General features: G+C 34.6%; 24 protein-coding genes and 1 tRNA gene. 13 read left to right on the top strand and 12 right to left on the bottom strand.

Annotated elements, in window-relative coordinates; all coding sequences use genetic code 11:
• Nucleotides 1–30 precede the first annotated feature (30 nt).
• Nucleotides 31–4,206, bottom strand: coding sequence for a UvrD-helicase domain-containing protein (locus Q4P18_RS03350; protein ID WP_303335571.1), 4,176 nt, complete (start codon nt 4,204–4,206; stop codon nt 31–33).
• Nucleotides 4,207–4,340: 134 nt separating this feature from the next.
• Between Q4P18_RS03350 and Q4P18_RS03355 the strand changes: the two genes are divergently transcribed.
• From Q4P18_RS03355 to Q4P18_RS03375, 5 genes are all read left to right on the top strand, one after another.
• Nucleotides 4,341–5,510, top strand: a complete 1,170-nt coding sequence (locus Q4P18_RS03355; RefSeq protein ID WP_303335573.1) for a homocitrate synthase family protein — start codon at nt 4,341–4,343, stop codon at nt 5,508–5,510.
• A 3-nt stretch (nt 5,511–5,513) separates the two neighbouring features.
• The gene (gene hacA, locus Q4P18_RS03360) at nt 5,514–6,773 is read left to right on the top strand and encodes a homoaconitase large subunit (RefSeq protein WP_303335576.1); all 1,260 of its coding nucleotides are present in this window, start codon (nt 5,514–5,516) and stop codon (nt 6,771–6,773) included.
• 1 nt (nt 6,774) lies between these two features.
• Nucleotides 6,775–7,338 carry a chorismate lyase gene (locus tag Q4P18_RS03365; RefSeq protein ID WP_303335578.1) on the top strand — a complete coding sequence of 188 codons (564 nt, stop codon included), beginning with the start codon at nt 6,775–6,777 and terminating at the stop codon, nt 7,336–7,338.
• Nucleotides 7,339–7,350: 12 nt separating this feature from the next.
• Nucleotides 7,351–8,334, top strand: coding sequence for a flap endonuclease-1 (fen, locus tag Q4P18_RS03370; RefSeq protein WP_303335581.1), 984 nt, complete (start codon nt 7,351–7,353; stop codon nt 8,332–8,334).
• A gap of 427 nt (nt 8,335–8,761) precedes the next feature.
• Nucleotides 8,762–9,154: a C-GCAxxG-C-C family protein gene (locus tag Q4P18_RS03375; protein ID WP_303335586.1), complete on the top strand. Its 393-nt coding sequence runs from the start codon at nt 8,762–8,764 to the stop codon at nt 9,152–9,154.
• Nucleotides 9,155–9,179: 25 nt separating this feature from the next.
• Here the strand turns inward: Q4P18_RS03375 and Q4P18_RS03380 are convergent, their stop codons facing one another.
• Nucleotides 9,180–9,830, bottom strand: a complete 651-nt coding sequence (locus Q4P18_RS03380) for a DUF2119 domain-containing protein (protein ID WP_303335589.1) — start codon at nt 9,828–9,830, stop codon at nt 9,180–9,182.
• A gap of 112 nt (nt 9,831–9,942) precedes the next feature.
• Here Q4P18_RS03380 and Q4P18_RS03385 point away from each other — a divergent pair, with 112 nt between their 5' ends.
• A complete protein-coding gene (locus tag Q4P18_RS03385; RefSeq protein WP_303335592.1) occupies nt 9,943–10,392 on the top strand; it encodes a MarR family winged helix-turn-helix transcriptional regulator in 450 nt (149 codons plus the stop codon).
• A 21-nt stretch (nt 10,393–10,413) separates the two neighbouring features.
• On the opposite strand, the gene ahcY is transcribed toward Q4P18_RS03385, so the two are convergent.
• Nucleotides 10,414–11,664, bottom strand: coding sequence for an adenosylhomocysteinase (ahcY, locus tag Q4P18_RS03390; RefSeq protein ID WP_303335594.1), 1,251 nt, complete (start codon nt 11,662–11,664; stop codon nt 10,414–10,416).
• A gap of 114 nt (nt 11,665–11,778) precedes the next feature.
• On the opposite strand from ahcY, the gene Q4P18_RS03395 reads away from it, so the two are divergent.
• The 5 genes from Q4P18_RS03395 (at nt 11,779) to Q4P18_RS03415 (ending at nt 16,920) form a co-directional block, all read left to right on the top strand.
• A complete protein-coding gene (locus Q4P18_RS03395) occupies nt 11,779–12,516 on the top strand; it encodes a hypothetical protein (protein WP_303335597.1) in 738 nt (245 codons plus the stop codon).
• 49 nt (nt 12,517–12,565) lie between these two features.
• Nucleotides 12,566–12,674: transfer RNA gene (locus Q4P18_RS03400), tRNA-Met, on the top strand.
• A gap of 132 nt (nt 12,675–12,806) precedes the next feature.
• The gene (locus Q4P18_RS03405; protein ID WP_303335599.1) at nt 12,807–13,562 is read left to right on the top strand and encodes a HesA/MoeB/ThiF family protein; all 756 of its coding nucleotides are present in this window, start codon (nt 12,807–12,809) and stop codon (nt 13,560–13,562) included.
• A gap of 277 nt (nt 13,563–13,839) precedes the next feature.
• Nucleotides 13,840–15,195 carry a type I glutamate--ammonia ligase gene (gene glnA, locus Q4P18_RS03410; RefSeq protein WP_303335600.1) on the top strand — a complete coding sequence of 452 codons (1,356 nt, stop codon included), beginning with the start codon at nt 13,840–13,842 and terminating at the stop codon, nt 15,193–15,195.
• 48 nt (nt 15,196–15,243) lie between these two features.
• On the top strand, nt 15,244–16,920 hold the full coding sequence (locus Q4P18_RS03415; protein ID WP_303335602.1) for a DUF128 domain-containing protein: 1,677 nt from the start codon (nt 15,244–15,246) through the stop codon (nt 16,918–16,920).
• 60 nt (nt 16,921–16,980) lie between these two features.
• On the opposite strand, the gene Q4P18_RS03420 is transcribed toward Q4P18_RS03415, so the two are convergent.
• Nucleotides 16,981–17,277, bottom strand: coding sequence for a DUF2097 family protein (locus Q4P18_RS03420; RefSeq protein WP_303335603.1), 297 nt, complete (start codon nt 17,275–17,277; stop codon nt 16,981–16,983).
• 262 nt (nt 17,278–17,539) lie between these two features.
• Between Q4P18_RS03420 and Q4P18_RS03425 the strand changes: the two genes are divergently transcribed.
• Nucleotides 17,540–18,916, top strand: a complete 1,377-nt coding sequence (locus Q4P18_RS03425; RefSeq protein WP_303335605.1) for an MFS transporter — start codon at nt 17,540–17,542, stop codon at nt 18,914–18,916.
• Between the two features lie 51 nt (nt 18,917–18,967).
• Here the strand turns inward: Q4P18_RS03425 and Q4P18_RS03430 are convergent, their stop codons facing one another.
• From Q4P18_RS03430 to Q4P18_RS03465, 8 genes are read right to left on the bottom strand one after another with little or no spacing between them, the layout of a single operon-like run.
• On the bottom strand, nt 18,968–19,258 hold the full coding sequence (locus Q4P18_RS03430) for a DUF2097 domain-containing protein (protein WP_303335607.1): 291 nt from the start codon (nt 19,256–19,258) through the stop codon (nt 18,968–18,970).
• 34 nt (nt 19,259–19,292) lie between these two features.
• The gene (locus Q4P18_RS03435; RefSeq protein ID WP_303335609.1) at nt 19,293–20,168 is read right to left on the bottom strand and encodes a formylmethanofuran dehydrogenase subunit C; all 876 of its coding nucleotides are present in this window, start codon (nt 20,166–20,168) and stop codon (nt 19,293–19,295) included.
• A 5-nt stretch (nt 20,169–20,173) separates the two neighbouring features.
• Nucleotides 20,174–21,883 (bottom strand): formylmethanofuran dehydrogenase subunit A, encoded by a 1,710-nt coding sequence (locus Q4P18_RS03440; RefSeq protein WP_303335924.1) that lies wholly within the window; start codon nt 21,881–21,883, stop codon nt 20,174–20,176.
• A 5-nt stretch (nt 21,884–21,888) separates the two neighbouring features.
• Nucleotides 21,889–23,265, bottom strand: a complete 1,377-nt coding sequence (locus Q4P18_RS03445; protein ID WP_303335611.1) for a formylmethanofuran dehydrogenase subunit B — start codon at nt 23,263–23,265, stop codon at nt 21,889–21,891.
• Nucleotides 23,255–23,824 carry a molybdopterin dinucleotide binding domain-containing protein gene (locus tag Q4P18_RS03450; protein ID WP_303335612.1) on the bottom strand — a complete coding sequence of 190 codons (570 nt, stop codon included), beginning with the start codon at nt 23,822–23,824 and terminating at the stop codon, nt 23,255–23,257. Before Q4P18_RS03450 ends, Q4P18_RS03445 begins: the two co-directional genes overlap by 11 nt.
• An 11-nt stretch (nt 23,825–23,835) precedes the next feature.
• Nucleotides 23,836–24,066, bottom strand: a complete 231-nt coding sequence (locus tag Q4P18_RS03455; RefSeq protein ID WP_303335614.1) for a ferredoxin family protein — start codon at nt 24,064–24,066, stop codon at nt 23,836–23,838.
• 8 nt (nt 24,067–24,074) lie between these two features.
• Nucleotides 24,075–25,166: a tungsten-dependent formylmethanofuran dehydrogenase subunit FwdF gene (gene fwdF / locus Q4P18_RS03460; protein ID WP_303335616.1), complete on the bottom strand. Its 1,092-nt coding sequence runs from the start codon at nt 25,164–25,166 to the stop codon at nt 24,075–24,077.
• 1 nt (nt 25,167) lies between these two features.
• Nucleotides 25,168–25,629 carry a 4Fe-4S binding protein gene (locus Q4P18_RS03465; protein ID WP_303335618.1) on the bottom strand — a complete coding sequence of 154 codons (462 nt, stop codon included), beginning with the start codon at nt 25,627–25,629 and terminating at the stop codon, nt 25,168–25,170.
• 410 nt (nt 25,630–26,039) lie between these two features.
• Here Q4P18_RS03465 and mobB point away from each other — a divergent pair, with 410 nt between their 5' ends.
• Nucleotides 26,040–26,756 (top strand): molybdopterin-guanine dinucleotide biosynthesis protein B, encoded by a 717-nt coding sequence (gene mobB / locus Q4P18_RS03470; RefSeq protein WP_303335620.1) that lies wholly within the window; start codon nt 26,040–26,042, stop codon nt 26,754–26,756.
• Nucleotide 26,757 lies beyond the last annotated feature (1 nt).

Raw genomic sequence — 26,757 nt, forward strand, 5'->3', positions numbered from 1 at the left:
TATTTAATCAATAGTAATACTATTTTCAAATCACTTTAATATATTTTCTAATTCGTCCACCTGGCATGTGTATCTGCATTTGGGATAACCTGAACAGCCAATGAAATCCCCATATTTGCCCTTACGCTTTACAAGATCCTTGCCGCATTTCGGACATTTTCCCATGGCCTCTTTAGGTTTTTTATATGTTTTTTTAGATTTTTTACCCTTGAAAGAAGTTGTATTGTCACTTGACTTTTTCTTTTCTTTCTTGTATTCCTCAATTAGGCCATCAAATTTTCCGTTTAATGATTTCCTACCTTCACATGGACTTCCAGTCCATTTGGAACATGAAGCATAAGGACCATACTTTCCATATGAGACATAAAGTATGCCATCGCATCTAGGACAGTTTTCCATAATGTCCAAATCATTGAATTTGCCCCTATAAGAACCACCATCCCAGTCACATGCATTATGGGAACATATAAATTTCATATAGTTTTTATTAACTTTTAGGATGGATACATGACCTGTTTTACAAATAGGGCATTTCAATTTAGTTCTTATGAGCTTCTCATTTTTAGGATCAAACTCTATACCAGTAAGGACCTCGGCATCTGCAAATTCATTCAACTCTTCAACGAATTGGGACGGTTTGTCATAATTTACAAGGAAATAATTGTATTTCTTGGTTCTGGTAATCCCTACATAAAATAACCTACGTTCTTCTGCAAATTCAAACTGATCCCCTTCATTGATGACATATTTGAGAACGCTGTCATCTTCTTTCTTGCTTGGGAATCCCATATACGAATTTTCCAAGTCCAGCAGGATAACATTGTCCTCTTCCAAACCTTTAGACGAATGAACTGTCAAAAAGTTTATGTTTAAAGAAGGATTGTTTTTATAGATTATTCTGAATTTGTTATTGTCCCTATTGGAATTCTTGAGTTTGAAAGGAGAATCTTGAGCTATATAGGGTTTTATGGAACTGTTATACCTTGCCAATATCAAAATGTTTTTGGAGGTTTTGGAGATGTCCTTGACACAGTCCTCCAACGCTTTGATTTTGCTTTTATCATCCCTATCCTTATAATATGCTATTTTAATCGGATTCTTAATGTCTGACTCCTGTTTTGAATTTAGATTCTTTACCAGCTGATTTGGATTTTTGTTGATGAATCTTCCCGCAATATCAATCAAGCTTTGGGAATTCCTGTAAGTATTTTCAATGTAGCATCTTTCATAGTCACTGAAATAATTCTGGAAGTTGGTAAACAGCCCCACATCACATCCAGTAAATCTGTAAATGGATTGCCAATCATCCCCAACAACGAATATCTTGGAGTTTGAAGCGTCCTGAATCTCCTTTAGGAGTTTGAAACGGCTATAAGAAATGTCCTGATATTCATCTACAATTATGTATTTGTAGTTTCTGAAAACCTTGTTTTGTCTTATAACATCAATAGCTCCGTTAATCATGTCATCGAAATCAATGACATCTGGATCTTCCATCTCTTTTTCATATCTCCTATAGATTTCCTCTACAATATCTAAAAATAGCAGATGTCTTGTTTTATTAAAAGGAATTTTTTCATTTTCCGCCTGCTTTTTAAACTCATCAAATTTAGAAGAATCGAAATTGTTCCCTTTGAATAAGCTTATGAATGATTTTATCAAGTTAATGAAAGATTTGAAAGAGTCTAACTTGTCATTAGTTGCCAATGCTTTCAACACTTCTTCATAATCAACATCCTTAACTTCAACACCGTTTTCTTCCAAAATTCTGCGCAATTCAGACATTAGAATATTTTCACTTGCAAGATAAGAGTAGGTTTCGATTAATTTTGTGCCATGTTCCTTATGAAGACTTCTTTTGTCAAAAATTGCCTGTTTATACTTATCGGAATCTTTTTTATCCAGCCACGGAGCATCCAAATTGCGATTGACACCAAAATGCTCCAAATAAATTCCATAGTCAGTTAAATAAAAATCAGGCTTGTAATTATTCCATTCCTTGACCTTTTTTCCATCCTTGTCAACATATTGCTTTTCATATTCATAGTCAATTCCATGAATGAAAAGGAAATTAGCAATTAACAGCTCTTCGAAACTTTTAACTCTCTGATTGTATTTGAATGTTTTCTTATCATCAAGTTCACTATATCTTTCCTTTAATGTTGTAAATGATCTTCCTTCTTCAATTTCCAAAATTTCCCCCAGATTCTTATTTTCCCTATCAACCACATCGTAAGAATAAAATGTGAAGTAGTCAGATACCTTTTCCAAAAGTTCCTTGTCTTCAAAAACCACATTGGAGAAAAAGTCATTGACAACATCATCCAGCAAATTATCCTTAATAAGCACTTTCTTGCCCAGATCCTCTTCCAGAATGCCTTTACCCAATGAATGGAATGTGGATGCTTCAATATCATCTGGAAGCTTTTTGACCAAGTCATCTGCAGAAGCCTTGGAATAGGACAGACAAAGTATTTCCTCAGGCTTGACTCCCTTATCAAGCAGATAGTTAACCTTACCTGATATGGTCAAGGTTTTACCGCATCCTGCCCCTGCAATAATCTGCATGTTCCTCTCATCGGTGACTATTGATTTTCTCTGATTTACATCCAGGGACTTTCCATCGATGTCGCTGAAAAAGGAATAGTATCTTTCAAGTTCGCTTTCCACAAACTCGTCATTTTTCCCTTTAATGAACTTGTCAAAATTCCTGGAAGCCAAATTTAAAGCAGGTTCATCGATTATGTCTACATCAATGATTCTTGAAGCCATCTTTAAATTATTGAAATCATCAAACAGGTAACGATAATCTGACAACAGCTTATTCTTGTAATTGGAATCTATGTAGGATTCCTTAGAAATGTTTGAAAATTCGGAAAATCCAATATTGACATTGTTGACTTTTATGAATTTGTCTATGTTGTCTAATTTGAAAAGTATGGATTTAGCATCGCTAATGGCTTTCTTATAATCTTCATTTTCTGTTTTATGCCATGAAAATGAATCAATGGATTCTTTCAAATCAGAATACTTTTCCAAGAACAGTTCCTTGTCTCTTTCCTCTCTAAACTCAGACAATAGTTCTGCCCAAGAATTGTTAAATTCCTCATAATCATAGGAAAATGATAGAATTCTCTCCAAATCTTCATGTTTGGCAACAATCTCATTTGATTTGTTGTCAAAATTATTAAAAATATAACTTACCTTATGAATTTCATCAATGGAATTTTCAAGAGAGTCGTCCAATTGCAAAATTAAATCCAAATATTTGAAATCGTTTATTTTAGATTCAAGTTCAGAATATTCTGATAAGAAGTCATCGCTCTCTTTAATGTTATCGTGAAGATATTCGAATTTCCTTAAAAAATCAGAACAATCTGAAGACAATGATCTCAATTTTGATTTTTCTTTTTCCAAATCGTCAAACAATTCGTTGACGGATGCAATAATGTCGACATATTTTTCCAAATCCGGATAAAATACAGGGAGCAAATTCAAATACTCAAAATCTGAACAGTCCCCTTTAAATTTTTTGATATCACAGGGGAATTCTTTAGAATTGTTGTAATTATCCAACTCAGTTTTTAAATTATTGAGAGCATCGAATTCCCCATAAATAATGCTAAACAAAGCTTCTATTTCATTTGCAATAGCTATAAGAGCTTTAGAATCATCATTGTAAAATTCGAAATATTTTGAATTGTCGGAATTATTAAACTCATCCAAGATTGATTTAACTCTACCTACATCCTCAGAATCGACATTATTTTCCTTTAATTTGGTTAGGGATTCTTTTAGATTGTAATCATTAAATTTCCCCACATTATCATCCAAATCATCGATGAAATTGGACACTACGTTATATTCGCTCAACAAAGAATTATAAGTCTCCTTATCAACACGAAGATTATCCAAATATTTGAAATCGGATTTGGCCTTTTTGAAATCTTTGATTTTCTCAAAAAAATCGTCACCCGGGTTTTCCAAATTGTTTTTGAAATCATTGAAAAAAGTTTCCCAGTTTTCAAGCTGATCCAGTTCATCCAAGATTAAATCTTCCTCATTATTTTTTGAAAATAATGAACTTACCTTTCCAAAAACATTATCTGAAGTTAAATAGTAATATAATTCATTTCCGCATTTATTGCAATTGTTGTCATCGACATCACAAATATTTTCACAATTGGGACATATTTTCTTAAGCAATATTACACCTTTTATACACTGATATCAATTTCAAAATATGTTTATAATATTATATTAAATGTATCAAATTAAAATACTACTTATATTAGTTTTTATAAAGATAGTTTATTATTAAATTTACAGATGTGAGATTTTTGAAGTATCATATTAGTCATTATAACAAAGAAGCTGAATTGAATTTTCCTAAAGACATTACCATTTATGATACAACTTTAAGAGATGGTGAACAGACCCCTGGAGTCTGTTTCAGTCTTGAGGACAAACTAGAAATAGCTAGAAAATTGGATCAATTTAAAATTCATCAAATCGAAGCAGGTTTTCCAATTGTTTCTGAAAGGGAAAGGGAATCTGTTAGAGCAATTACCAGCGAAGGATTAGATGCTCAAATTCTTTCACTGGCACGTGCAAAAACTGAAGATATTGATGCTGCTCTTTCCTGCGATGTTGATGGAATTATCACATTTATGGGAACTTCCGACATCCATTTGGAGCACAAGATGCATATTGGGCGTCAGGAAGCAATGAATATCTGTATGGAAGCCGTTGAATATGCTAAGGACCATGGTTTGTTTGTAGCGTTTTCAGCTGAGGATGCGACAAGAACAGACATTGATTTCCTAAAAAGAATCTACAACAATGCAGAAAGCCATGGGGCAGACAGAGTCCATATTGCAGATACTGTAGGAGCTATCACTCCACAAGGTATGACCTATCTTTTGAAAGAACTTAGAAAGGACGTTAAAATTGATATTGCACTTCACTGCCACAACGATTTTGGCCTTGCGGTTGTCAATTCAATAGCTGGACTTCTAGCAGGTGCAAATGCCGTTTCAACAACCGTCAACGGTATTGGGGAAAGGGCTGGAAACGCATCATTGGAAGAGCTTATCATGAGCCTTAAGATATTGTATGGAAAGGACTTAGGATTTAAGACCAAATACATAAAAGAGCTATCCGAAATTGTTTCCAAGGCCAGTGAGCTTCCAATCCACTACAACAAGCCAGTTGTCGGTAAAAATATATTCAGACATGAATCAGGAATACATGTGGATGCTGTTGTGGAAGAGCCTTTAACCTATGAACCTTACATTCCAGAGCTTGTAGGTCAAAAAAGACAGCTTGTTTTAGGTAAGCATTCAGGTTGCAGAGCCGTAAAGGCCAAATTGGATGGCTGCGGAATGGAAGTGAGCAATGACAAACTTCTTGAAATTGTGGACAAGGTCAAGAAGAGCAGAGAAGAAGGAAAATACATTAACGATGAAGTGTTTAAGGAAATCGTTAAGAGTTGTAACGAAAAGGAATGAAAAATGAATATTACAGAAAAAATCCTATCAAATAAGGCAGGATATGAAGTTAGTCCTGGAGAGATTATTGAAATTCCAGTGGATTTGGCAATGTCTCATGATGGAACTTCACCACCTGCAATCAAAACCTTTGAAAAAATATCCGATGAAGTCTGGGACAATGATAAAATAGCCATTGTTTTTGACCATAATGTCCCTGCAAATACCATAGGCTCTGCAGAGTTCCAGAAAGTATGTAGAAACTTCATAAATGACCAGGGAATCAGTAAAAATTACATTCATGGAGAAGGTATCTGCCATCAGGTCCTGCCTGAAATGGGTTTGGTTGAACCTGGAAAGGTCATTGTCGGTGCTGATTCACATACCTGCACATATGGAGCTTTTGGAGCTTTTTCAACTGGAATGGGAGCTACAGACTTAGCTATGGTTTATGCTACTGGTAAAACATGGTTTATGGTTCCTGAAGCCAACAAGATGATTGTCAGCGGCCAGTTGGATGAGTACACTGCAGCAAAGGACATTATTTTAAATATCATTGGAGATATTGGAATAGCTGGCGCAACATACCAGACTGCAGAGTTCTGCGGAGAAACCATAGAGAACATGGGTGTTGACGGAAGGGCAACCATGTGTAATATGGCCATTGAAATGGGTGCTAAAAACGGAATTATGGAACCTAACAAAGAGGTTATCCAATACGTTTCTGCAAGAACCCATAAAAAGCCATCCGAGCTCAACGTAGTCAGGTCAGATAAGGATGCTGTCTATAAAAAAGAGCTTGAATATGATGTTACAGATTTGGAACCGCAAATTGCCTGTCCTAACGATGTTGACAATGTGAAAGATATCTCAAAAGTGGAAGGTACGGCTGTTGACCAATGTTTGATTGGTTCCTGTACCAACGGCAGATTATCCGATTTGGAAGATGCATACAACATCTTGAAGGATAATGAAATTAATAATGATGTTAGACTTCTCATACTTCCTGCTTCCCGTGAAATCTATAAGGAAGCTATCAATAGAGGCTATATCGATGCATTCATTGATGCTGGAGCTATCATATGTAATCCTGGATGTGGACCATGTCTTGGAGGCCATATGGGAGTTTTATCTGAAGGAGAGGTTTGTATTTCAACCACAAACAGGAACTTCAAGGGAAGAATGGGCGATCCAAAATCCGAAGTCTATTTAGCTAATGCTAAAGTAGTTGCTGCTTCTGCAATTGAAGGAGTTATTACACATCCAAAGGATGTAGTGAACTAAAATGCCAATGAATAAGAATGAAGCTAACAAACGCTTAATTGAAAAAATAAATGTGTTGGAAAGGGACAACGACAAAAACTTTTCCAATACACAAAAAATATTGCTTACAACAGACGGATCAATAACTGCAATATTGGATGTTCTTTACGGAAAAATCGACTTGTCAACACTTGAGCAACATACCGAAATTGCTAATGAAGAGAATGCCAAATTGATTGATTCCGAAGCAGGTGACGAGATTAATTTTAGAGAAATTATAATGCATAAAGATGGCAAGCCTTTGATTTATGCTGTTTCATACATTCCATTAGATAGGCTTACCGAAGAGATTAAATGCGATTTGATTAGTGCGGACATACCTATTGGAAGAATTCTTAAAAACTACCGAATCGAATCAAGAAGGGAAATAAAGAACATCTTTATCGAAAAGCCAAACGAAACCCTAAAAGAGCTTTATGGAACAGATGAGGAATTCCTATCAAGAGATTATGTCATTATCCATAAAGGTGAAATTTTAATGTGGATCAAGGAATCTTTTCCAATTAGCTATTTTACAGAAATATGAACGGTGGGGAATATGGGAGTTAAGTTAAAGGACATTATAAAACCAGAACCAATTAATTTTAAGGATTTGGAAGGACGATCCGTTGCGATTGACGCATTCAACACACTTTTCCAATTTTTATCAATAATACGTCAAAGGGACGGAACTCCCTTACTGGATCAAAACGGAAATATAACTTCACATTTAAGTGGAATTCTTTATAGAAACTCCTCAATGATTGAAAAAGACATAAAGCCAGTTTATGTTTTTGATGGAAAGGCGCCTGAGCTTAAAAAGGAAACACAGGAAGAACGCAGACAAGTCCGCAATGAATCAGAGCAGAAATGGAAAGATGCCCTTAAAAAAGGAGACATCGAGGAAGCCCGCAAATATGCAATGCGCTCATCCAAATTATCCCCTTACATCATCGAATCCTCTAAAAAATTGCTGACATTAATGGGAATACCATATATTGAAGCATGTGGAGAGGGTGAAGCACAGGCAGCATACATGGTAAAAAATGGAGATGTTTGGGCCACTGCTTCGCAGGATTATGACTGTCTCCTATTTGGATCTGCAAGAGTTGTTCGTAATTTGGCCATCAATTCCAACCTGGGAAATCTTGAATATTATGAACTTAAAAAGGTCCTGGGAAATCTTGACATTACTCGGGAACAGCTAATAGAAATGGGAATTCTCATTGGAACTGACTTTAATGAAGGTAAAAAAAGAGTGGGTGCGAAAACAGCATTGAAATATGCTCAAAATGGAAAATTAGAAACTGTTTTTAAGGAATTTGAAAAGGAAAGCAATCAGAATCTTGAAGCTGTGAAAGAGATTTTCCTAAATCCGACTGTAAATAAGGACATTAAAATCAAATGGAAAAAACCCCAAAATGAAAAGATTATAGAATTCTTATGCGGAGAGCATGGATTTTCAGAAAGTAGGGTTGAAAATGCATGTAAAAAGTTGAAAAATTTAAATTCAGGACAAAAAAGCTTAGAGGATTGGTTCTGAAGAAAGAATTTCAAGGGTTTTGCAAATTATTATATGATATTTGTTTAACCAATCCTAAAACTTTTTTAAGAAGTTATATAAAATACCATTTTAGACATTTATCGGAAGTCGGCAACCGTATTCCGATATACATATATTGTTTTTAGAGATATATAAATGTTTCACTAATTTTAAAATTGATAAAAATAGGTCAAATAATAAATAAAGTCTATTATGATATGTATATATGTAAATACAGATATAAATAACTTTACTTTCAAATTAAAGCAATTTTAAAAAAATAAACAACAATTAAACCATTCATACAAAGACAATACTACTTTTATGCAACAAAAAAACAGCAATGATGACAACCTCCCATTTATCACAAATGTATAACTTTAAATATAAGATAGCACTATGGAATAACAATTAGGAGGTGTCTGATATGGACAAAAAATTAATAGATAAAGATATTGAAACATTTAAAGAAACACACAACTGTGCACAATCAACAACAATAGGTATTTTAAAAAATACCGATTGCAAAATGAGTGAAGAAGAAATAGCTATTCTATCCAGCGGATTCGGCGGAGGAATCGGAAGCACATTTACAGATGGAACATGCGGAGCAATCACTGGAACTGTAATCGCATTAGGATTAACAAATGACGATGCAGGAAAAGTACAAGAAATGTCCAAAATAATATTTGAAAGCTTTAAAGAAAAGTTCTCATCAGTGCAATGCGGAACCCTTACAGAAGGAGGATTAAACAAAAGACACTGTATCGAATACTGCAAATTTGCAGGAGAACTCTTTGCAGATTTAATGGATGATTAAGTGCTTAACCGCACTTCTCATCTAATCAATACGGCGGGAAATTCTTGCCGAAAATAAGTTTGGCATACTTAATTGCCAATTTCGCCTGTTCCAAGTAATCCTTCATGATCTCTTTTTCATAATATGCTCTTGACGGAGCAATAGCCAGCATTTTAAGAATTTTGTTATAGACTTCCATGGATTCCTTTAAATCGAAACCATATTCCTCACAAACCTCAGAATTCAATTTATCCAAACAAGGAAACTCCAATGTTTGACATATAACTTTACGAGAAAAATATTTGGTCCTTATTAAAGGAGAAACAGAACTTAAAAGAACATAGCTGCCCAAATCCAGCAACGGAGGAACTCCAGTTTCATCAAAACGTTCCATTGAAGTTAGTTTTTCGAAGTTTTTTATGTTGTAGCAATGCAATTCAATGTAAAAATCAGGCTTTATCTCTTCAATCAATCCCAAAACCCTTTTGCCGATATCCGATTCATAATATCTTGAATCAATAGTGGAAATGTATTTTGTTTTATCAAAATTGTAGATATAAATCTGACCATTGGAAAAATCTGATTTTTTTAATGATTTTAAAAACTTAATGGCAGTCCTACCCTCATTTCCATGAAGACCACCAATAAACAGTTTAGTTGGACCTTCCCCATTGTCAATATATCTAAAATAAGCCATAATAAAAATTTTAATTTGAAACTATTTAAAATTATTAACTCCCATTAAGGAAATTTTATTAAAATGATTATATAAATTAATGAGTAATCACCATTAAATTGAGGGATTTATGATGAAAAATATCAAGGAACTGACAGAGGATGACGTGGATGATGTGAATGTATGGCAATTATTGTCTATCGTTAACCGCTATTTTTCAAGTTTTGTGGATAAGAAATTGGCAGAATATGACATAACACGTAGTCAGGCTCATTTTTTACTTAGTTTATCCCAAAAAGACCATATTTCTCAAGAGGAACTCTGTAAGCAATTTAATATGACTGAAGGAACAGTAGCTAGAACAATGAAAATATTGGAAAACAAAGAGCTAATAACAAGAGAAACAAATCCTGAGGATAAAAGAAAAAAGGTATTGATTCTAACTTCAAAAGGCAGTCAAAAGGTTGAGGAAATAATCAAATACGATGAAAAAATGCAAAATAAAATAAATGAAGTTCTACAGGAAGAAGAAATACACAATTTTAAGATTACTCTGTTGAAGCTTATTGATTTATCATCATGAAAAAAATAGAAATGGAAGGAATTATGTTCCTTCTTGCCAATTGTTCATATACTCTTTTTGACGTTCAGATAATGAATCTATTTCAATATCCATAGATTTTAATTTTAAGCGAGCAACAGTATCATCAATTTTGTCTGGTGCTTTTTGAACATCAATCGGCAATTCATTGTTTAAGATATATTTGGCTGAAAGTGCTTGAACAGCAAAACTCATGTCCATGATTTCTGCTGGATGGCCTTGTCCACGTGCCGCTGCAAGGTTTACAAGCCTTCCATCAGCTAGCAAGTAAATTTTTCTACCATCCTTCATAGTGAATTCTTCAATACTTTCACGTACTTCCTTTACACTGACGGATTGAGCTTCCAAATCGTTTCTGTTTATTTCCACATTGAAATGACCTGAATTAGCTAACATACAGCCATCTTTCATATATTTGAAATCATCACCATGAATAATGTTGATGTTACCAGTTACTGTAATTATCAAGTCAGCCTCTTTTACTGCTTCCCTAATCTTCATTACTCTGAAACCATCCATTCTAGCTTCAAGTGCTCTGATAGGATCGATTTCAGTTACAATAACGTTTGCACCAAGCCCTTGTGCTCTTGCTGCGATTCCACGACCGCACCAACCATATCCACATACGACAATAGTCTTACCTGCTATCAACATGTTTGTAGTACCCATAATAGCATCAAAACTTGATTGTCCAGTACCGTACCTATTATCAAACAAATATTTGGTGTAAGCATCATTTACAGCAACAACAGGGAATTTTAAAGCTCCATCTTTATTCATGGCCTCCAATCTGTGAACACCGGTTGTTGTTTCTTCACATGCACCCATAATGTTTTCCAATACGTCCTGACGTTCATTGTGGAGAACCATAATCATGTCCGCTCCGTCATCAATTATGATGTCAGGATTATGATCAAGAACTGCGTTGATGGTTTCGTAATATTCCTCGTCGGTTTGTTCTCTCCAACCATAAATATTAAGACCTAATTCCACACCACCAGCTACTGCATCATCATGAGTTGATAATGGATTACAACCAGTCATAGCTACTTCTGCTCCTCCTGCTTGTAAAGTGAGACCTAAATTGATGGTTTTAGGTTCTAAATGTAAACATGATCCAATAGTAATGCCTTCAAAAGGTTTTGTTTCTTCAAATTCTTTTTTAATGTGTTCAAGAACAGGCATGTGTTTTTGAACCCATTCGATTTTTCTTACACCTTCACTTGCAAGTGACATGTCTTTTACTTTACTCATAACATCACCTAATATTATAATCTATTAAAATTATTGTTTATTAAATATTCGTAAATCCCATATAAAATTATTTTATTATTAAAAACAAAAATACTGTCAATGAAAGACAAGCCCATGAAAGATATTTTGAAAATATCTTTAAAATACACAATTTCCAATAAAAAAGCAATATTGACATTGGGAATTTTAATTTTATTAAACGATATGCTCCAAATCCTTTTGGAAACCGATACTGAAAATTATTTGATCTTGCTAGTAATAATATTGATTGCCGTTTTTTATATCTATTATGTTGGATTTATAGGCTATATTGTAGAGGAAGTGATAAGCAATCCGGAAAATACACCTAAACAGGATTCCAGAAAAATTTTAAGAAAGGGATTGAGGGAAATAATCTTCTTTACATTTTACTTAATAGTTACACAGGCAGCATACGGATTTTTCAATAGTGCCGGGACCATTTTTCCAAGCTATGAGGAACCGATTGAAATAGTTAAAATTTTAATTGTAAGTGTGCTTAGCCTTCTTCCAATGACTTCAATGATCTATGTATTCTTAAACGATGAGTCCATAAAAGCCGGTTTTAAAATCAAGGATATAGTTAACTTGATATTGAACCTGAAAACTTCCAAATTCCTCTGGATTGTTGTTTTGACATTGATAGTTGAAAACTTAATTATTGATGAATATGCGATTGTAGGTGGAACTGTAAACATCGGCATCGTGAACATAATCCTCAACCTTATTGTAATTCCTACACTTTACATATTTGTCCAGTTTATTAAGACCATCTCCATTTTAATCAGTAATGAAAATCCATACAGGGAACAATTATTAAACAAAAAAGTATGATTACCGAAATGTTTATATTAAATAAAAAAATAATATATTAACATACTGTGCCGGGGTGGCTCAGCTGGTTAGAGCGCACGGCTCATAGGGTAATTAAGCAGTGCTCTGACAATTCCTGGGATACCGTGAGGCCGCGGGTTCGAATCCCGCTCCCGGCATCCTTAAATCCCAGGAAAACTTTTTATAAACTTTTTTTACAGAAATTTTACTTTAAACTTTTTTTATAGTATGGTTAATAACAGTGTTATAATCAGAAAAATTAAATTATCAAAATCAATATAATAAAAACCATGCCAACCAGATTTATAGGAGACGGATACTGGGAAATAGTAACACGTCAAATGAGTATTGTAACAAAAAGCGAACAGACCAGATTCAAAGATGCCGAAATATCCGTAATCGGATGTGGAGGAATTGGCGGAGACGCTATAAGCATGCTTGCACGTATGGGAGTAGGAAAATTAAATTTAGTCGATGAGGACAGGTTTGATTTATCAAATTTAAACAGGCAAGCATTATCAGACCTAACAAAAATTGGCATTTCCAAAAGCGAAGTAGCAAAAGAAACCGTCCGACTAATAAACCCATATACCGAAGTTACAGCATTTAACGAAAGACTGGATGAGGACAATATCGAAATGATAATTTCAAATTCGGATATTGTAATAGATGCCGTTGACAATCTGATTACAAGAATTATAGTATCCAGATATGCGAAAGAAAATGATATCCCATTTGTTCACGGTGCAATTCACGGCACAATGGGGCAACTTACTGTCTTTAAACCAGAAAATGACGTCAGCTATGAATCAATGTTCGGATTGCCTTCATACGGAAAAGAACTGACCCCAGAAGTAATTGATGAAGTTTTACAATTGACCAGTGGTGTTCCACCTGTAATTGGACCTAATCCCAATATAATCGGATGTTTGGAGGCTATGGAAGCCTTTAAAATAATCACAGGAATAGGAGAGGTTTTAGAAGCCCCACAATTGTTGACCTATGATCTTTTAAATTTCAATAGTTTTAACGTTGAAACATTGTAATTTAAAAAAATTAGCAAATCTGCGAAAATGGATTTGCCTTGCTTTTTTCTTTAAATATGATGAACATGAATAATTAATTTTAATAAAAATAGCCACTTTTTTTAAAAAATATAAAAAATTATGTTCAAATCAACAATATTTTCTATTTTTTATAATATTTAATCTAAAATTTTTTTCAAAATGTTTATATAATATGAGGTGGAAATATATTTCCAGTGTTGGAAAAACATTTCCGACTATTAGACTCACATCTCAATTAATCAAGGAGTATGATTTGATGAGCGAAATTAATGAAGAATTAATGGAAAATGTAATTAAACAAATGAAAGAGGACAATATTAAATTCATAAGATTACAATTCGTTGACATTAACGGAACTGTAAAAAATATTGTTATCCCATTTAAAGAAGATGAAATGGAAGATTTATTCACAGAAGGTATGTTATTTGACGGATCCTCCATTGCAGGATTTGTAAACATTAACGAAAGTGACCTTGTTTTAAAACCAGATATAAACACTTATTCCAGATTATCCTGGAGACCTGAAGAGTCTGCTGTATGTAGATTCATTTGTGACGTATGGACCCCAGAAGGAAAACCATTTGCAGGAGACCCAAGAGGAATCTTGAAAAAATCATTAGCAAAAATAGCTAAACTCGGATTAAGCTATAACATCGGACCAGAACCAGAATTCTTTATTGTTGACATTGACGATGAAGGATATCCAATGCCATACGATAAAGCAGGATACTTCGATGTAGAACCATTAGACATGGGACCAGATTTCAGAAGAGAATTAACCTTAAACTTAGAAGAACTTGACTTTGAAGTAGAAGCTTCTCACCACGAAGTAGCTCCAGGTCAAAACGAAATCGCATTCAAATTTAAAGATGCATTGAAAACTGCAGATGCAGTAATTACTTTCAAACAAGCAATCAAAGCTATCGTAGACAATATGGCTACCTTTGACCAAATGGACTACAAAGTTACATTTATGCCAAAACCATTCTTCGGAGTAAATGGAAGTGGAATGCACTGTCACCAATCCGTATTTAAAGGTGACAAAAACTTATTCTCCGACCCAGACAGTGAAACCGGATTATCCAAAGATGCAATGCACTTTATGGGAGGATTACTTGAACACGCCCCTGCATTAACTGCAATCACTAACCCAATCGTAAACTCATACAAACGTTTAGTACCAGGTTATGAAGCTCCAGTATACAGAGCATACGGTCTTAAAAACAGATCTGCATTAATCAGAGTTCCTGCAGCACGTGGAAAAGCAACCCGTATCGAATACAGATCACCTGACCCAGCATGTAACCCATACTTAGCATTCGCTGTAATGTTAGAAGCTGGTATCGACGGTATCCAAAATAAAATCGACCCAGGTGAACCAACCGAAATCAACATTTACGAGTTAACTGAAGAAGAAAGAGAAGCTCGTGGAATCAAGGTTTTACCATCCAGTTTATGGGAAGCATACCACGCACTTGAAGAAGACCCATACATACTCAACACTCTTGGTGAACACATCAGTGAAAAATTCTTAGAATTGAAATACCAAGAATGGGACGAATACCGTGTACAAGTATTCGGATACGAACAAAGAAAATACTTAGATATCTAAGTATTTTAACTTTTTATTTTTTTTACTTCTTTTCATAGGAGTTTTTTCATGACAGAATCAGAACATAGAATGATTGAAATATTGAGGATATTAAATAAACAAAAAAAACCTACCGGATCCAAATTAATAGCTACCGAATTAAAGAATAAGGGATTTAATCTTGGAGAACGTGCAGTAAGATACCATATGCAAATTCTCGATGAAAAAGGCTATACGGAAAAGATGGGTTACTCCGGCAGACAGATTACTGATTTAGGTCGTGAAAAACTCGAAAAAGGATTAATCTACGATCAAGTAGATTCCATCTATTCAAAATTCCAGGATATGATATATCTAACCGATTTTGATTATAGAACACAAAAAGGAAATGTTGTTGTAAACACATCAACTGTTTATGATGAGGAAACTCTCAATCTAGTAAAAGAAACATTCGATAGTGGCCTTTGTGTAAGTCCTTATGTTAAGTTCCAGAAAGTTGATGATGACAAATACAACGTTAAAACCATCTGCGGAACAACAATCGATGGAATTTTTCTAAACGAAGGAATATTGTCCCATCCATTATATGGAGGACTTCTGAAGATTGAAGATTATAAACCTACAAAATTTGTAGAGCTTATTTCATACAAAAAAACATCAATACCGCCATTAGATGCATTTATAGTCAAAGAAATGACTTCAGTTTCAGATGTAATAGAAACTGGAGAAGGAGTGATTCCTGCCAACTTTAGAATAGTGCCTAGCATTTTACGGGAAAAGGTGGAAAATATCGTAAATGAACTGGAAAAAATAGGCATTGGTGGAGTACTGGATATCGGTTATGAAGGAGAAAGCACATTAGGAATTCCAGTTAGTGAAGGAATGATAGGAATAGGAATTATTGGAGGAGTAACTCCATTCTGTGTAGCTCAAGAACAGAATCGCAATATCGACATTAAAATAGCTGAAGAGATAGAAAACTTCAGCAACCTTAAAAGTCTTGGAAAAATCGACGAATTCATTTTAAAACCGTCAGACAAAAATCATTATAAGGAAACACCATTTTTACTTTCAAAAATGTTGAACCTGATAGAACAGGTGGATTTTGATATAAATACCAAAAAAGGAAATATTCTGGCCAACATTTCATATTTGGATAAAGATCATTTTGATAAGGTAATGACAATAATGGAAGACAGCTATAATCAGAACCCAGAATATATGAATCCTTTCTATAAAATCATCGACCATCCCTATGATGAGGACAGGTTTGGAATTGGAACCATCTGCAGCCTGACAACCGACGGCATTCTTATAAAGAATGGAATCATGATAACCCCGAAATATGGAGGGTTGTTGGAACTTTCGGAACCTCCATTATTCATTGACCTGATTTCATACAACGGTTCTTCAATAGATCCACATAAAGTGTTCATAGCTAAAGGAATGACAAATATCAACAGAATAGGAACAAAAAGAATTATGGCATCCATCAAGGAAATCCCATATGTTTCCAGAGACCATGCCGTTGAAACATTGGAGACATTAAAGTCAATCGGTCTTTCAATATACAAGATAGGAAAACCAAGAGAGCTGATTTACAATGCAAAAGTAGACAATTATAATTTCGGTATTGTAATTGGAAGTGGCCTTAATCAGATTGCTGCCATAAAAGAAGAGAATATTGACATCAATGTTAAGGCTATGGAAAAGCTAATTCCATTTGAGGAAATGGATAGAATATAATTAAAAATAAAAAATAATTATAGCTACATTTAAAATAATAGTAGCTACTCTTTTTTTCACTTATTTATCAACTACTGATACATATAACTCTTCACCATTTCTATGATAAATAGTATATTCAATTAAATCATCCGCAATTTCATACACATCTATCTCAATAGTTGGATTAATTGAATCTGCATCAAGACTTACTAAAATTTTAAACCCAGGTTCTCCGAAGTACTTGGAAAAATCAATGTTTAAAACCTCACCCTCAGCAAAAACCCTATTGTATGCAATTTCAAGAGTGTCATGTATCTCAAGATTTTCTTTTAAAAAATCTACCGCTTCTTCTACAGATAGTTCAAATTTTTCCATATCTATCACCCCATTATTTTTAATTAATAATTAAGTTATTTATTATAAATACTTTTACATGAAACGATATTTAAATCATCACCATCCAATAAATTTATAAAGGAAAACGGATTTCAATGACTATCATAGGATAGGAATGATTATAAAACGATTATAGTCCGTTTAAAAGTTGACAGTTGACATATGTCCTAATCAGCACCGAAAAATAAGTGAAATTGTTGGAGCAAAATGATTTTAATTAAAAAATCAAATATTAATGAATATGAAAAAGTTTGACCGATCGGATTATGTTATACTGCTTGCTTCAATAGCTGCATTTATTGTAGCATTCATATCAACAGCACCTACCGTGGCATTGCCGGAAATAGCTAAAGAATTCGGATTGACAAATCTGGAGCAAAACTGGGTAATGAATTTGTTTTTGTTTACGGTAGCTGTGCTTACAGTACCTTTTGGTAAGATATCCGGAAAAATAGGAATCAGAAATTCATTCATAATAGGAATGGTTCTGTTTTTAATCGGAGCCATTCTTACTGCATTTTCATTTGATATGGCATCATTGTTAATATTTAGGGCATTTCAGGGAGTTGGAGCTGCATTTGCTTATGATGTTATGACAACAATCATAGTGCTTGACGTTGATGAGCATAAGCGAGGAAGTGCATTGGGAATATTGATATCCTGCGTATTCATAGGCCTCGCATTAGCTCCTGTTCTTGGAGGAATCCTAACCTACAATCTGGGATGGAGAGGAATATTCTACTTCCCAATACCGTTCTGCCTAATAGTAATATGGCTATTGTTCAGTAAAGTTGAAAAACAATGGGAGCTTTATAAGGATGAAAGATTGGACAAGTTGGGATGCATTCTTTATGGGTTTGGAATATTGCTCACAATATACGGGTTTACAATAATTAACTCAATAATCGGATTTGTAGTTACTGCAATTGGTTTGGTTCTTTTGCTCTCATTTATCATATGGGAACTTAAAGTAAAAAATCCGGTATTCAAAATAAGATTATTTAAAAACAAAGTCTTTCTATCAGCAAATAGCGCTTCATTCATAAGCTATATAGCTACATTCATTGTGAATTATCTGTTGAACTACCATTTCCAGTACATATTGAACCTCAATCCACAAACTGCAGGTTTAATATTGATTGTGAATCCTTTAACAATGGCTATCATAGCACCAATATCCGGAAGGTTATCCGACAAGGTCAATGCTCAAAAATTAGCTGCTTCAGGTATGGCAATAGTGACTCTCGGATTGATAATGCTGATCTTTTTGGATCAAGCCACACCACTTTGGGTCATTGTAGTTGCCATGATGTTTGAAGGTATCGGATTTGGAATATTCACATCCCCGATTACGAATATTGTGATGAGTGCTGTTCCTCCAGAAGACAGCCCATTTGCATCAGTGGCTGTAACATTTATGAGAGTGGTTGGACAAAGCACTAGCTTAGCTATGCTCACAATTATTTTTACAGTGATAATGGGAGATGTTATAATAAGCACATCTAACTTTAAAAATCTGATAGTAAGTTCACAAACAACATTTATTATATCAACTATTCTATGTGTAATAGCTACTTTTGCATGTTTAGTTGGAATAAAAGTAAAACCCAAAAATTAGTTATTGATGATTTTCAATAACTTAAATTTTATTAAAAAAAAAGTAAATGAATTATTCGATTTCGATAACTCTTTCTCCATCATCATTTATATGACGGAATTCAATTAAATCATCTTTAATTTCGTTAAAATCAATTTCAACAGTCTGGTTTAAGATTTCACCATTTAATTGTAAGCTAACCCTAAGACCTTCTCCAGTCTGTTCGTCTTCTTCAATAATATTTAAAACTTCACCAGGAGCAAAAATCCTATTGTAAGAAAGTTCTAAAATATCCCTAATTTGAACATTGTTCCTAATATACTCAATTGCTTCATCCACAGGCATTCTAATTTCTTCAACCATTGAAACCACCAAAAAAGAAAAAGAATAAAAGGAATTATAAATTCCTGTATTCTCTAATTGAAGTATATTCGTCGTCGATTTCTCCATATTCAGACATTTTTTCTCTGTTAGCTTCAGCGTCTAAGTATAAAGAACCTTTACCGTTAAGACCAATGTCCCCAGTATATTTGATGTATTTTCCTTTGAAGGTTTCTCCATCTACTTCAGGATCTTCTACGATACCGTTGTAAATGAAACCTTCGAGTAATCTACCTAATTTACCGTGGATAACGATAGTACCGTTTTTCATTTGTCCACCAGGCCAACGGTTTACGTTACCATCAATTTCGATAATACCTTTGGTCATGTGAATACCAGCTAAAATATCACAGTCACCTTTGACACGGATTTTACCACCAGTTAAACATTCACCACATTGTTTACCAGCATTACCGTAAACGATGATTTCTCCACCAGTCATACCTCTCCATTCACCAATGTAAGAAGCACCAGTGAATTCTTTGGTATTTCCAGTAATTTCAAGAGTACCACCAGACATTTCTCTTCCAGCGTGAGCAGCTGCATTTCCGTATACTTTAATGTGTCCTCCGGACATTTCAGCACCCACGTGAAGGTCTACGCTACCATTACATACAATGTCACCATCAGACATTTTACAACCGATGTATTTAACTCTGTTTAAATCTCCGTTGAGAACCATTTTTACATCGCCAGCGCCAGCAGCTTCTCCTTCAACAGTAATGTCAAAGTAATCTGTAATTGGGAATCTGGAATTTCCAACAGGAACTTCATATTTTGCAAAATCTTCTTCAGTCCAGGTGTAAATTTCATCTGGAATTAACTCATCAAATTCTAAAGCGATTGAAGAAGTTTTTATTTGATCGAAAGTTATTGTTTTCAAACTAAACACCTCATTTATCTTTCAACATCTATTCTAATTGGGTTTGATAAGTAGTGATCATGTACTGGATAGTTTTCCCATTTTACAGAGTAATATTGAGTGAAGAATGGCATGATTTTATCAATTACAGCTTGTTCTTCGTTTTCGTATCCTTTTACGTTAACCCAAATGTTTTGACTTTCTTTAACTTTTACGATTTCTTTATCTTTTACTAATATTTGACCATCTTTAATAGTGTATAAAGCAGTGTTGAAACCTTCTTCAATAGCTGCGTATTCTCTATTAGGATCAATTTCATTAGGGTTTATGTCGTAAACAGCAATGTCAGCTTTGTATCCAGGAGTAAGTGCTCCTCTGTCAGCAAATCCGTGGATTTTAGCAGGTGCTGCTCTGGAAATAGTTGCAATATCATAGAAGTCGTAAACTCTGTCAAGTTCTGGAAGACCAGTTCTTTTGTGAGCCCATTTGTGAACTTCGTTGTCCATCATTTCTTGTCTTCTGTCACTACTCATTAACCAGGACATAATTCTTGGGTATCTTATGAATGGACCTGCGTTAGGGTGGTCAGTAGTTAAACATACTTTCCATGGGTCGTCAATTCTTAAGAACAATTCAAGACCAATAGCCCATTGTAAGGCACTAACTGGAGCTTTTGGTGCGTAGATACATGGAATGATACCAGCAGCGGTTTCACATTCAATATCTTTGTTAGCCCATTTTAATCCGGATAATTTGAATAAGTCGTATTCCATAGGTGCGTCTGCAGTCATAGTAGTTGTTTCATCGAGAGTTACTTGACCGATATCACAAGTTACGTGGTCAGCACCGTTAATGTATTTAGCAACTTCTTTTGCACCTGAGTCAGCATCTTTCCAGCTGTTTCCACCGTAGGAGTGGAATTGAAGGTGACAAATGTGTACAGTTTGATCCCTGATAGTAGCTTTAGATGATTTTTTAATGTTTTTAATTGAATCTAAAGTTTCAAGAGTTGTAGGTACGTTTCCAGGGTGTCCTAAATCATTAGGGTGGATGTGGATTGAGTGAGGAAGACCTAATTTTTCGTTTGCTTTAGCTAATGCTTGTACAACTTCTTTGGAGGTTACGTCAAAGTATGGTGCTTTGTCATTGTAACCGTGTACGTTCATACCCCAACCCCATGCTTCACTACCACAAGGGTTTACGATTTTTACACCGTATCCTTTGGATACTTTTAACCATGCAGAGATAAATGCTGCTAAATCTTCAATGTTGTTTTCTCTTGCATATTCCATTACAAACCAGTTGTTACCGAATAAGGATAATGCTGGAACATCTATGTTAGGAATAGTTGCGATTTCTTCGTGAGTGTGTTTTGCTTCAAGAGGTGGCATAGCTGCTTCTACAACAGTACCGTAACCTAATCTTGAGTATCTGTAACCAGTTGCAGGACAACTTGGGATAGAGAATCCTGATTCTGATCTTAAAATTTTAGTTTTTTGGGTTACTCCTCTTCTTGAATCTTCAGGTCTGTATAACCTTCCTACTACTAATTTTGGACCTGCAACGTGAGCGTGAGGGTCAACTCCAGCTGGCATAACTACTTTGTCAGTTACGTCAATTACTTCAGCATTTGGAGAAACACTGTCGACAATAATGTCATCTTTAATCATTATGTCCATTTTTTCTCCGTTTATTCCATTAGCTGGATCATAAACAATACCATTTTTAAGTATATACTCCATTATATCACCTATAATGCGTTTGGATTTGGCACGTATTTAGGAGCTACATTTGGCTCCGGCCTGAGTTTCATAACTCTTTCTTTAAGTTCTCTGACAATCCATTCGTCGTCACGACAGGTTTCTGGTTTGTCAATAGCTTTTTTCATCCAAATAGGAACTCCGTCCATACGGTAACTTGTTCCTCCACATTCTACCGCAATGAATGAACCTGGTAATACTACATCAGCAAGTTCGGTGGAAGGTCCCCAGTGGATATCGATTTGAATAACAGGAATGTCAGCTAAGTGTTGGTTTGCTCCGTTAGGGAAGTGAGCACCAGGGTCAGCTGCAATAACCATGAAACAGTCTGGTTCTTTTCTGGTTAATAAATCGATAGTGTTGGTTTCTCCTAACATATATCTTGGAGTACCTCTAGCGAAGTCAACACCAAATGCAAATCCAGTTTCGAAAGCCATGAAAATGTTGAAACCGTTTACGTTAAAGTGACCTCTCATAGGAGTAAGTCCCCATTTACTGTATTTGTTTAAGTCTTGAACCATTTTAATTGCAATATCAATGTTTCTTTGTTTTGATAAAGTGTGGGTTAAACCTAAACCGAAGAATAAAACACCGAATTCAGCAGCTTTCATTTCTTCTACTAATTCGTAAATATCTTCTTTAGGAATTCCAGAAATTACATCTTGGTATAATTCTTTTCCTCTTAATACAGCTCTAATAGCATTGTAGAAACCGTAGTCCCCGTTTTGTTCGAATCCAATCCATTTGTCAGACATTTTTGCAGTATCTGAGAATTTAGGATCCATGGTAACAACAGTTCTGTCGAATCTTCCTCTTTGTCTGAAGTATCCACGACAGAATACAGCATAACGTGCCATGTGTCTTGGGTGAGAGTTCATTGCGTTACTTCCAGAGTATGCAACAACATCTGCTCTGTTTTGAACTTCCCCTAAAGTTTGAATAGGGTAACCTGCGTTTTGAACAGCTTGTAAACTTGGTCCGTGACAGATAGTAGCTTGGTTATCTAATACAGCACCGATGTATTCACCTAATTCTAAACCTTCTTTCATACATTCGGTGGAAGTTTCAGACCAACCGTAGAATACTGGTCTTACAGAGTTTGCAATGTATTCTGCAGCTTTATCTAAAGCAGTATCCCAGTCTACTTCCATAAGTTCTCCGTTTTCATCCCTAATCATAGGAACTAATAATCTTTGGTCCATATCTTCCATAATTTTACTTGCACCTAATCTGCAAGCGTGTCTTACAGCTACAACATGACCATCTTTTACTAAATAATCTAAATCATCACAGTTACATCCACAGAATGCGCATGTACAGTTTTCTACAATTTCATCGTAATCTGTTACAGGTGGCTCATAACTCATGATCAATCAACTCCTTCCATTTACGTCCTTTATATACTGGTAATTCTCCTAATGATTCCATGTTTTCAACTACGTCATCATCATCTTCATCGACGTATTTTTTGTAAACCCATCTCATTAAGTCAGCCATGAGTAATACTTTTCTGTCGGTTTTTTCTACAGTACATTTAATTCCTTTGTAGGTAGGGTCAGAACAACAGTAAGTATCTGGACTTACGATGGTGTTAGCCCAAGGTCCTTTACAAATGAATACGGTACCTTCGTGAGGTGCATCTCTTGAAACTGCAGCGTTTAAAACAACTTCACCCCAGTCGGTTTTAACAAGTACAGTATCCCAGTTGTTTACACCTAATTTTGCCATGTCTCTTGGATCCATGTAACAAGTACCTGAAGCGTTTTTGTATTCTTCTTTTAAGGTTGAACCTCTTTTCTTACAAGCTCCTTGGTAGATGTCTGATCCAGTATTTAACATACATTTGAGAACGTCAGTGGTACCTTCTCCAGTAATTTTTACATCTGGTACTACTGGTTTTTCTAAATAAGTATTAGCGTAATGCATATTATCATCCTCTATTCTAACCATATAGCGTTTACAGGACAGAACATTTGACATGTTCCACATTCCTCACAGTTTTCGACAGTAAAAAGTTTAATGAATCCATTTTCTACCATCATGATAACTTCTTCAGTTTTTGCTCCGTTACCACCAGCATTTTCCGGACTGATACGAGCATTTACAGGACATGCGATTACACAAACACCGCAACCTAAACAATTATCTTGATTTACTCTAAGTTCCATCTTATCACCTAGTTTTTAAGTGCGTTAATAGCATCAATCCAAGTTTCGGATTTAGTAGGAGTACAGTTTACACCAGTTCTTGTTACAGTAATAGCGCCGTTTGGACAACCATTAGCACAAGCACCACAGCTAATACAGTATTCTTTTTTAACAGACATGTGTTCTAATCTGTCACCTGGTTCTTTGGAAACAGGGAATGCTAATGCATCACATGGACAAATATCTACACAAGCACCACAGGTTTGACATAATTCTTGGTCAATGTTAATGTCTCCTTCAAATGGTTTAGAATGAGTTGCTGCTCCGGTAGGACAGACACCTTGACACCATCCACAGTATACACAAACGGTTTCATCTATAATGGAGTTACCTTTTGTAACTGCTTTTGCTGGGTCAATATCATATTCACCGTAGGAACAAGATCTACATACTGCTTTAATAGCTTTTTCAGGACAAACTTTTTTACAGATAAGACAGTAAACACATTTGTCTTTGTCTATTACGATAGATTCTTCACCGGTAACAGGGTCTACGGTAATTGCTTCAGCAGGACACATTTCTTCACAAATACCACAGTAAATACATTTTTCATCATCTACTGAAATTTCACCAGATACTAAGTCTCTACGTACTGGTAATTCTCTTTCGATGGTGATTGCGTCACGAGGACATGCAATTTCACATTTTTCACAGTAAATACATTCATCATCATCAATAGCGGAATAGCTAGTGTAATGAGGATATGCTTCAATTTCACTGATTGGAACTCCGTCAATGGTTAATTGTAATGCTCCAACAGGACAAACTCCACTACACATACCACAGAGAACACATTTGTCTTCGTTGATGTTTAATTTTTCAGCATCAATATCTGCTATGATGTTTTGTGCGATTTTTTCATGACCACTGAAATAGGTGTTGATTCTACGACGAGCGTTAGTAGCAATCGCATTTAAGTCAATAGCACCAACAGGACAAGTTGATTCACAAAGACCGCAACCAATACAAATATGATTTTTAAAAGACAAATCTCTGATTTCCTCTGATGACCTAGTTATTTTAAAGTCATTGCCTTTAACATCTTTTATATTATTGATCATTTTAAATCTCCAAAATTTTAATTGAGTTTGTTGGGCACTCATCTACACATAGATTACATCCACAACAATCACTGGAGTCTATTTGAGCTTTAAGAGATTCTAATTTAATAGAATTCATAAAACACAAATTTACACACAATCCACAGCCAATACAAGTATTGCCTATATGTCCTTCAAATTGTTTATCTTGACATATTTTAACAATTTTACGACATTTTTCCGGTTCATCAAAAAGAACTTGGGACATTGATAAAAAATCTGCAGGAGTTAATTCTGTAATTGTTTTAGCAACATCTATAGAATTCCATGATAAGTTTCGACCATTCAAATAATGAGAAACAGTAGACCTATCAATACCTAACTCATCAGCTATATGCTGCTGACTTTTACCTTGTTCTTTTAACTTGACTGCCGCCAAGTATTTTAAACCAGATGCAATATGTTTTGGCATTTCATCCACCATGTGTAATATATACACATATGTTTCCTATTAATAAATACTTGTTGTCTAGAATTAAATAGAAAGACATATATATTATTGTGTTGTATCTACACTTTTTAAAAAAATTTTATGGGTTAAAACAACCAATAGAAACTAAAAACAGTTATTAATAAATATTAAATTAAAACAAGTTCAATTAAAACTAATATAGTAATATGCATGATTATAAGTCCTTGAAATTACTATTTTTTAAGAAAAATGGGAAAATTTAGTAATAAAATATAGGTAAAAAAGTAATACAAAAATGGCCTTTTTCAAGGAAAATTTTTAAGTTTGCCTAAAATGTGTAGTTACTACACATCATAAAACACCAAATTAAATATAATACAAAATACATATTATTAATTAACACATTAAAGGAGCTAAACATCATGCAAATAGTTTCAGTTGTTGGTAAAAAAAATAGTGGCAAAACCTCATTGACTATAAAACTTATAGAAGCTCTAAGAAAAAGGGGTTATAAAGTAGCCACTATAAAACATTCACATCACACAATGGAAATGGACAAAGAAAATACTGATACCTGGAGACACAAGCAAGCAGGATCACAACTAGTAGTTGGAATTGGATCCACCACATTTTTCAATGTGCAGAATATCCTGGATTTGGACAGGCTACTGTTTCTAATTGAAGTGATGGATGATGTGGATTTTGTTGTAATTGAAGGGTTTAAAAACTACAACTATCCAAAAATAGCCACATCACCAAATGTTGTTGATGAATACACAATAACAGAAGTTAATTCATTTGAAATAACACCTGAAGAAATAGAAGAATTAATTGACCTTATTGAACAAAAAGGTTATGGAATTGTAAATACCCTTTACAATGACGAATGCGGATACAATGACGGGGATTCCATTGCAAAAGAAATAATAAAAGGAAACGTATCCCTCGATGAATTGGATTCAGTGGATGTGGCGCTATCCGTAGACGGCAAAGTGGTAGGACTTAACGAATTTGTAAGTGATTTTATAAAACAAACATTTCTCGGCATGCTTAAAACCTTAAACATAGAAAACTTCGGTGCAAAAGATTTAAATAAAGTGGAGTTACTAATAAGAAATACAAATCATGGAGATGATTAAC

This window comes from Methanobrevibacter sp., assembly GCF_030539665.1.
In the GTDB taxonomy this organism is placed as follows: Archaea; Methanobacteriota; Methanobacteria; order Methanobacteriales; family Methanobacteriaceae; genus Methanocatella.

Coding starts and splice junctions, on each gene's coding strand:
- ahcY (WP_303335594.1), bottom strand. CDS start 11,664: ATGAGTAAAGTAAAAGACATGTCACTTGCAAGTGAAGGTGTAAGAAAA.
- Q4P18_RS03365 (WP_303335578.1), top strand. CDS start 6,775: ATGCCAATGAATAAGAATGAAGCTAACAAACGCTTAATTGAAAAAATA.
- Q4P18_RS03445 (WP_303335611.1), bottom strand. CDS start 23,265: ATGAGTTATGAGCCACCTGTAACAGATTACGATGAAATTGTAGAAAAC.
- fen (WP_303335581.1), top strand. CDS start 7,351: ATGGGAGTTAAGTTAAAGGACATTATAAAACCAGAACCAATTAATTTT.
- Q4P18_RS03385 (WP_303335592.1), top strand. CDS start 9,943: ATGAAAAATATCAAGGAACTGACAGAGGATGACGTGGATGATGTGAAT.
- Q4P18_RS03430 (WP_303335607.1), bottom strand. CDS start 19,258: ATGGTTGAAGAAATTAGAATGCCTGTGGATGAAGCAATTGAGTATATT.
- Q4P18_RS03415 (WP_303335602.1), top strand. CDS start 15,244: ATGACAGAATCAGAACATAGAATGATTGAAATATTGAGGATATTAAAT.
- Q4P18_RS03395 (WP_303335597.1), top strand. CDS start 11,779: ATGAAAGATATTTTGAAAATATCTTTAAAATACACAATTTCCAATAAA.
- mobB (WP_303335620.1), top strand. CDS start 26,040: ATGCAAATAGTTTCAGTTGTTGGTAAAAAAAATAGTGGCAAAACCTCA.
- fwdF (WP_303335616.1), bottom strand. CDS start 25,166: ATGATCAATAATATAAAAGATGTTAAAGGCAATGACTTTAAAATAACT.
- Q4P18_RS03380 (WP_303335589.1), bottom strand. CDS start 9,830: ATGGCTTATTTTAGATATATTGACAATGGGGAAGGTCCAACTAAACTG.
- Q4P18_RS03405 (WP_303335599.1), top strand. CDS start 12,807: ATGCCAACCAGATTTATAGGAGACGGATACTGGGAAATAGTAACACGT.
- Q4P18_RS03455 (WP_303335614.1), bottom strand. CDS start 24,066: ATGGAACTTAGAGTAAATCAAGATAATTGTTTAGGTTGCGGTGTTTGT.
- glnA (WP_303335600.1), top strand. CDS start 13,840: ATGAGCGAAATTAATGAAGAATTAATGGAAAATGTAATTAAACAAATG.
- Q4P18_RS03420 (WP_303335603.1), bottom strand. CDS start 17,277: ATGGAAAAATTTGAACTATCTGTAGAAGAAGCGGTAGATTTTTTAAAA.
- Q4P18_RS03465 (WP_303335618.1), bottom strand. CDS start 25,629: ATGGTGGATGAAATGCCAAAACATATTGCATCTGGTTTAAAATACTTG.
- Q4P18_RS03450 (WP_303335612.1), bottom strand. CDS start 23,824: ATGCATTACGCTAATACTTATTTAGAAAAACCAGTAGTACCAGATGTA.
- Q4P18_RS03375 (WP_303335586.1), top strand. CDS start 8,762: ATGGACAAAAAATTAATAGATAAAGATATTGAAACATTTAAAGAAACA.
- hacA (WP_303335576.1), top strand. CDS start 5,514: ATGAATATTACAGAAAAAATCCTATCAAATAAGGCAGGATATGAAGTT.
- Q4P18_RS03425 (WP_303335605.1), top strand. CDS start 17,540: ATGAAAAAGTTTGACCGATCGGATTATGTTATACTGCTTGCTTCAATA.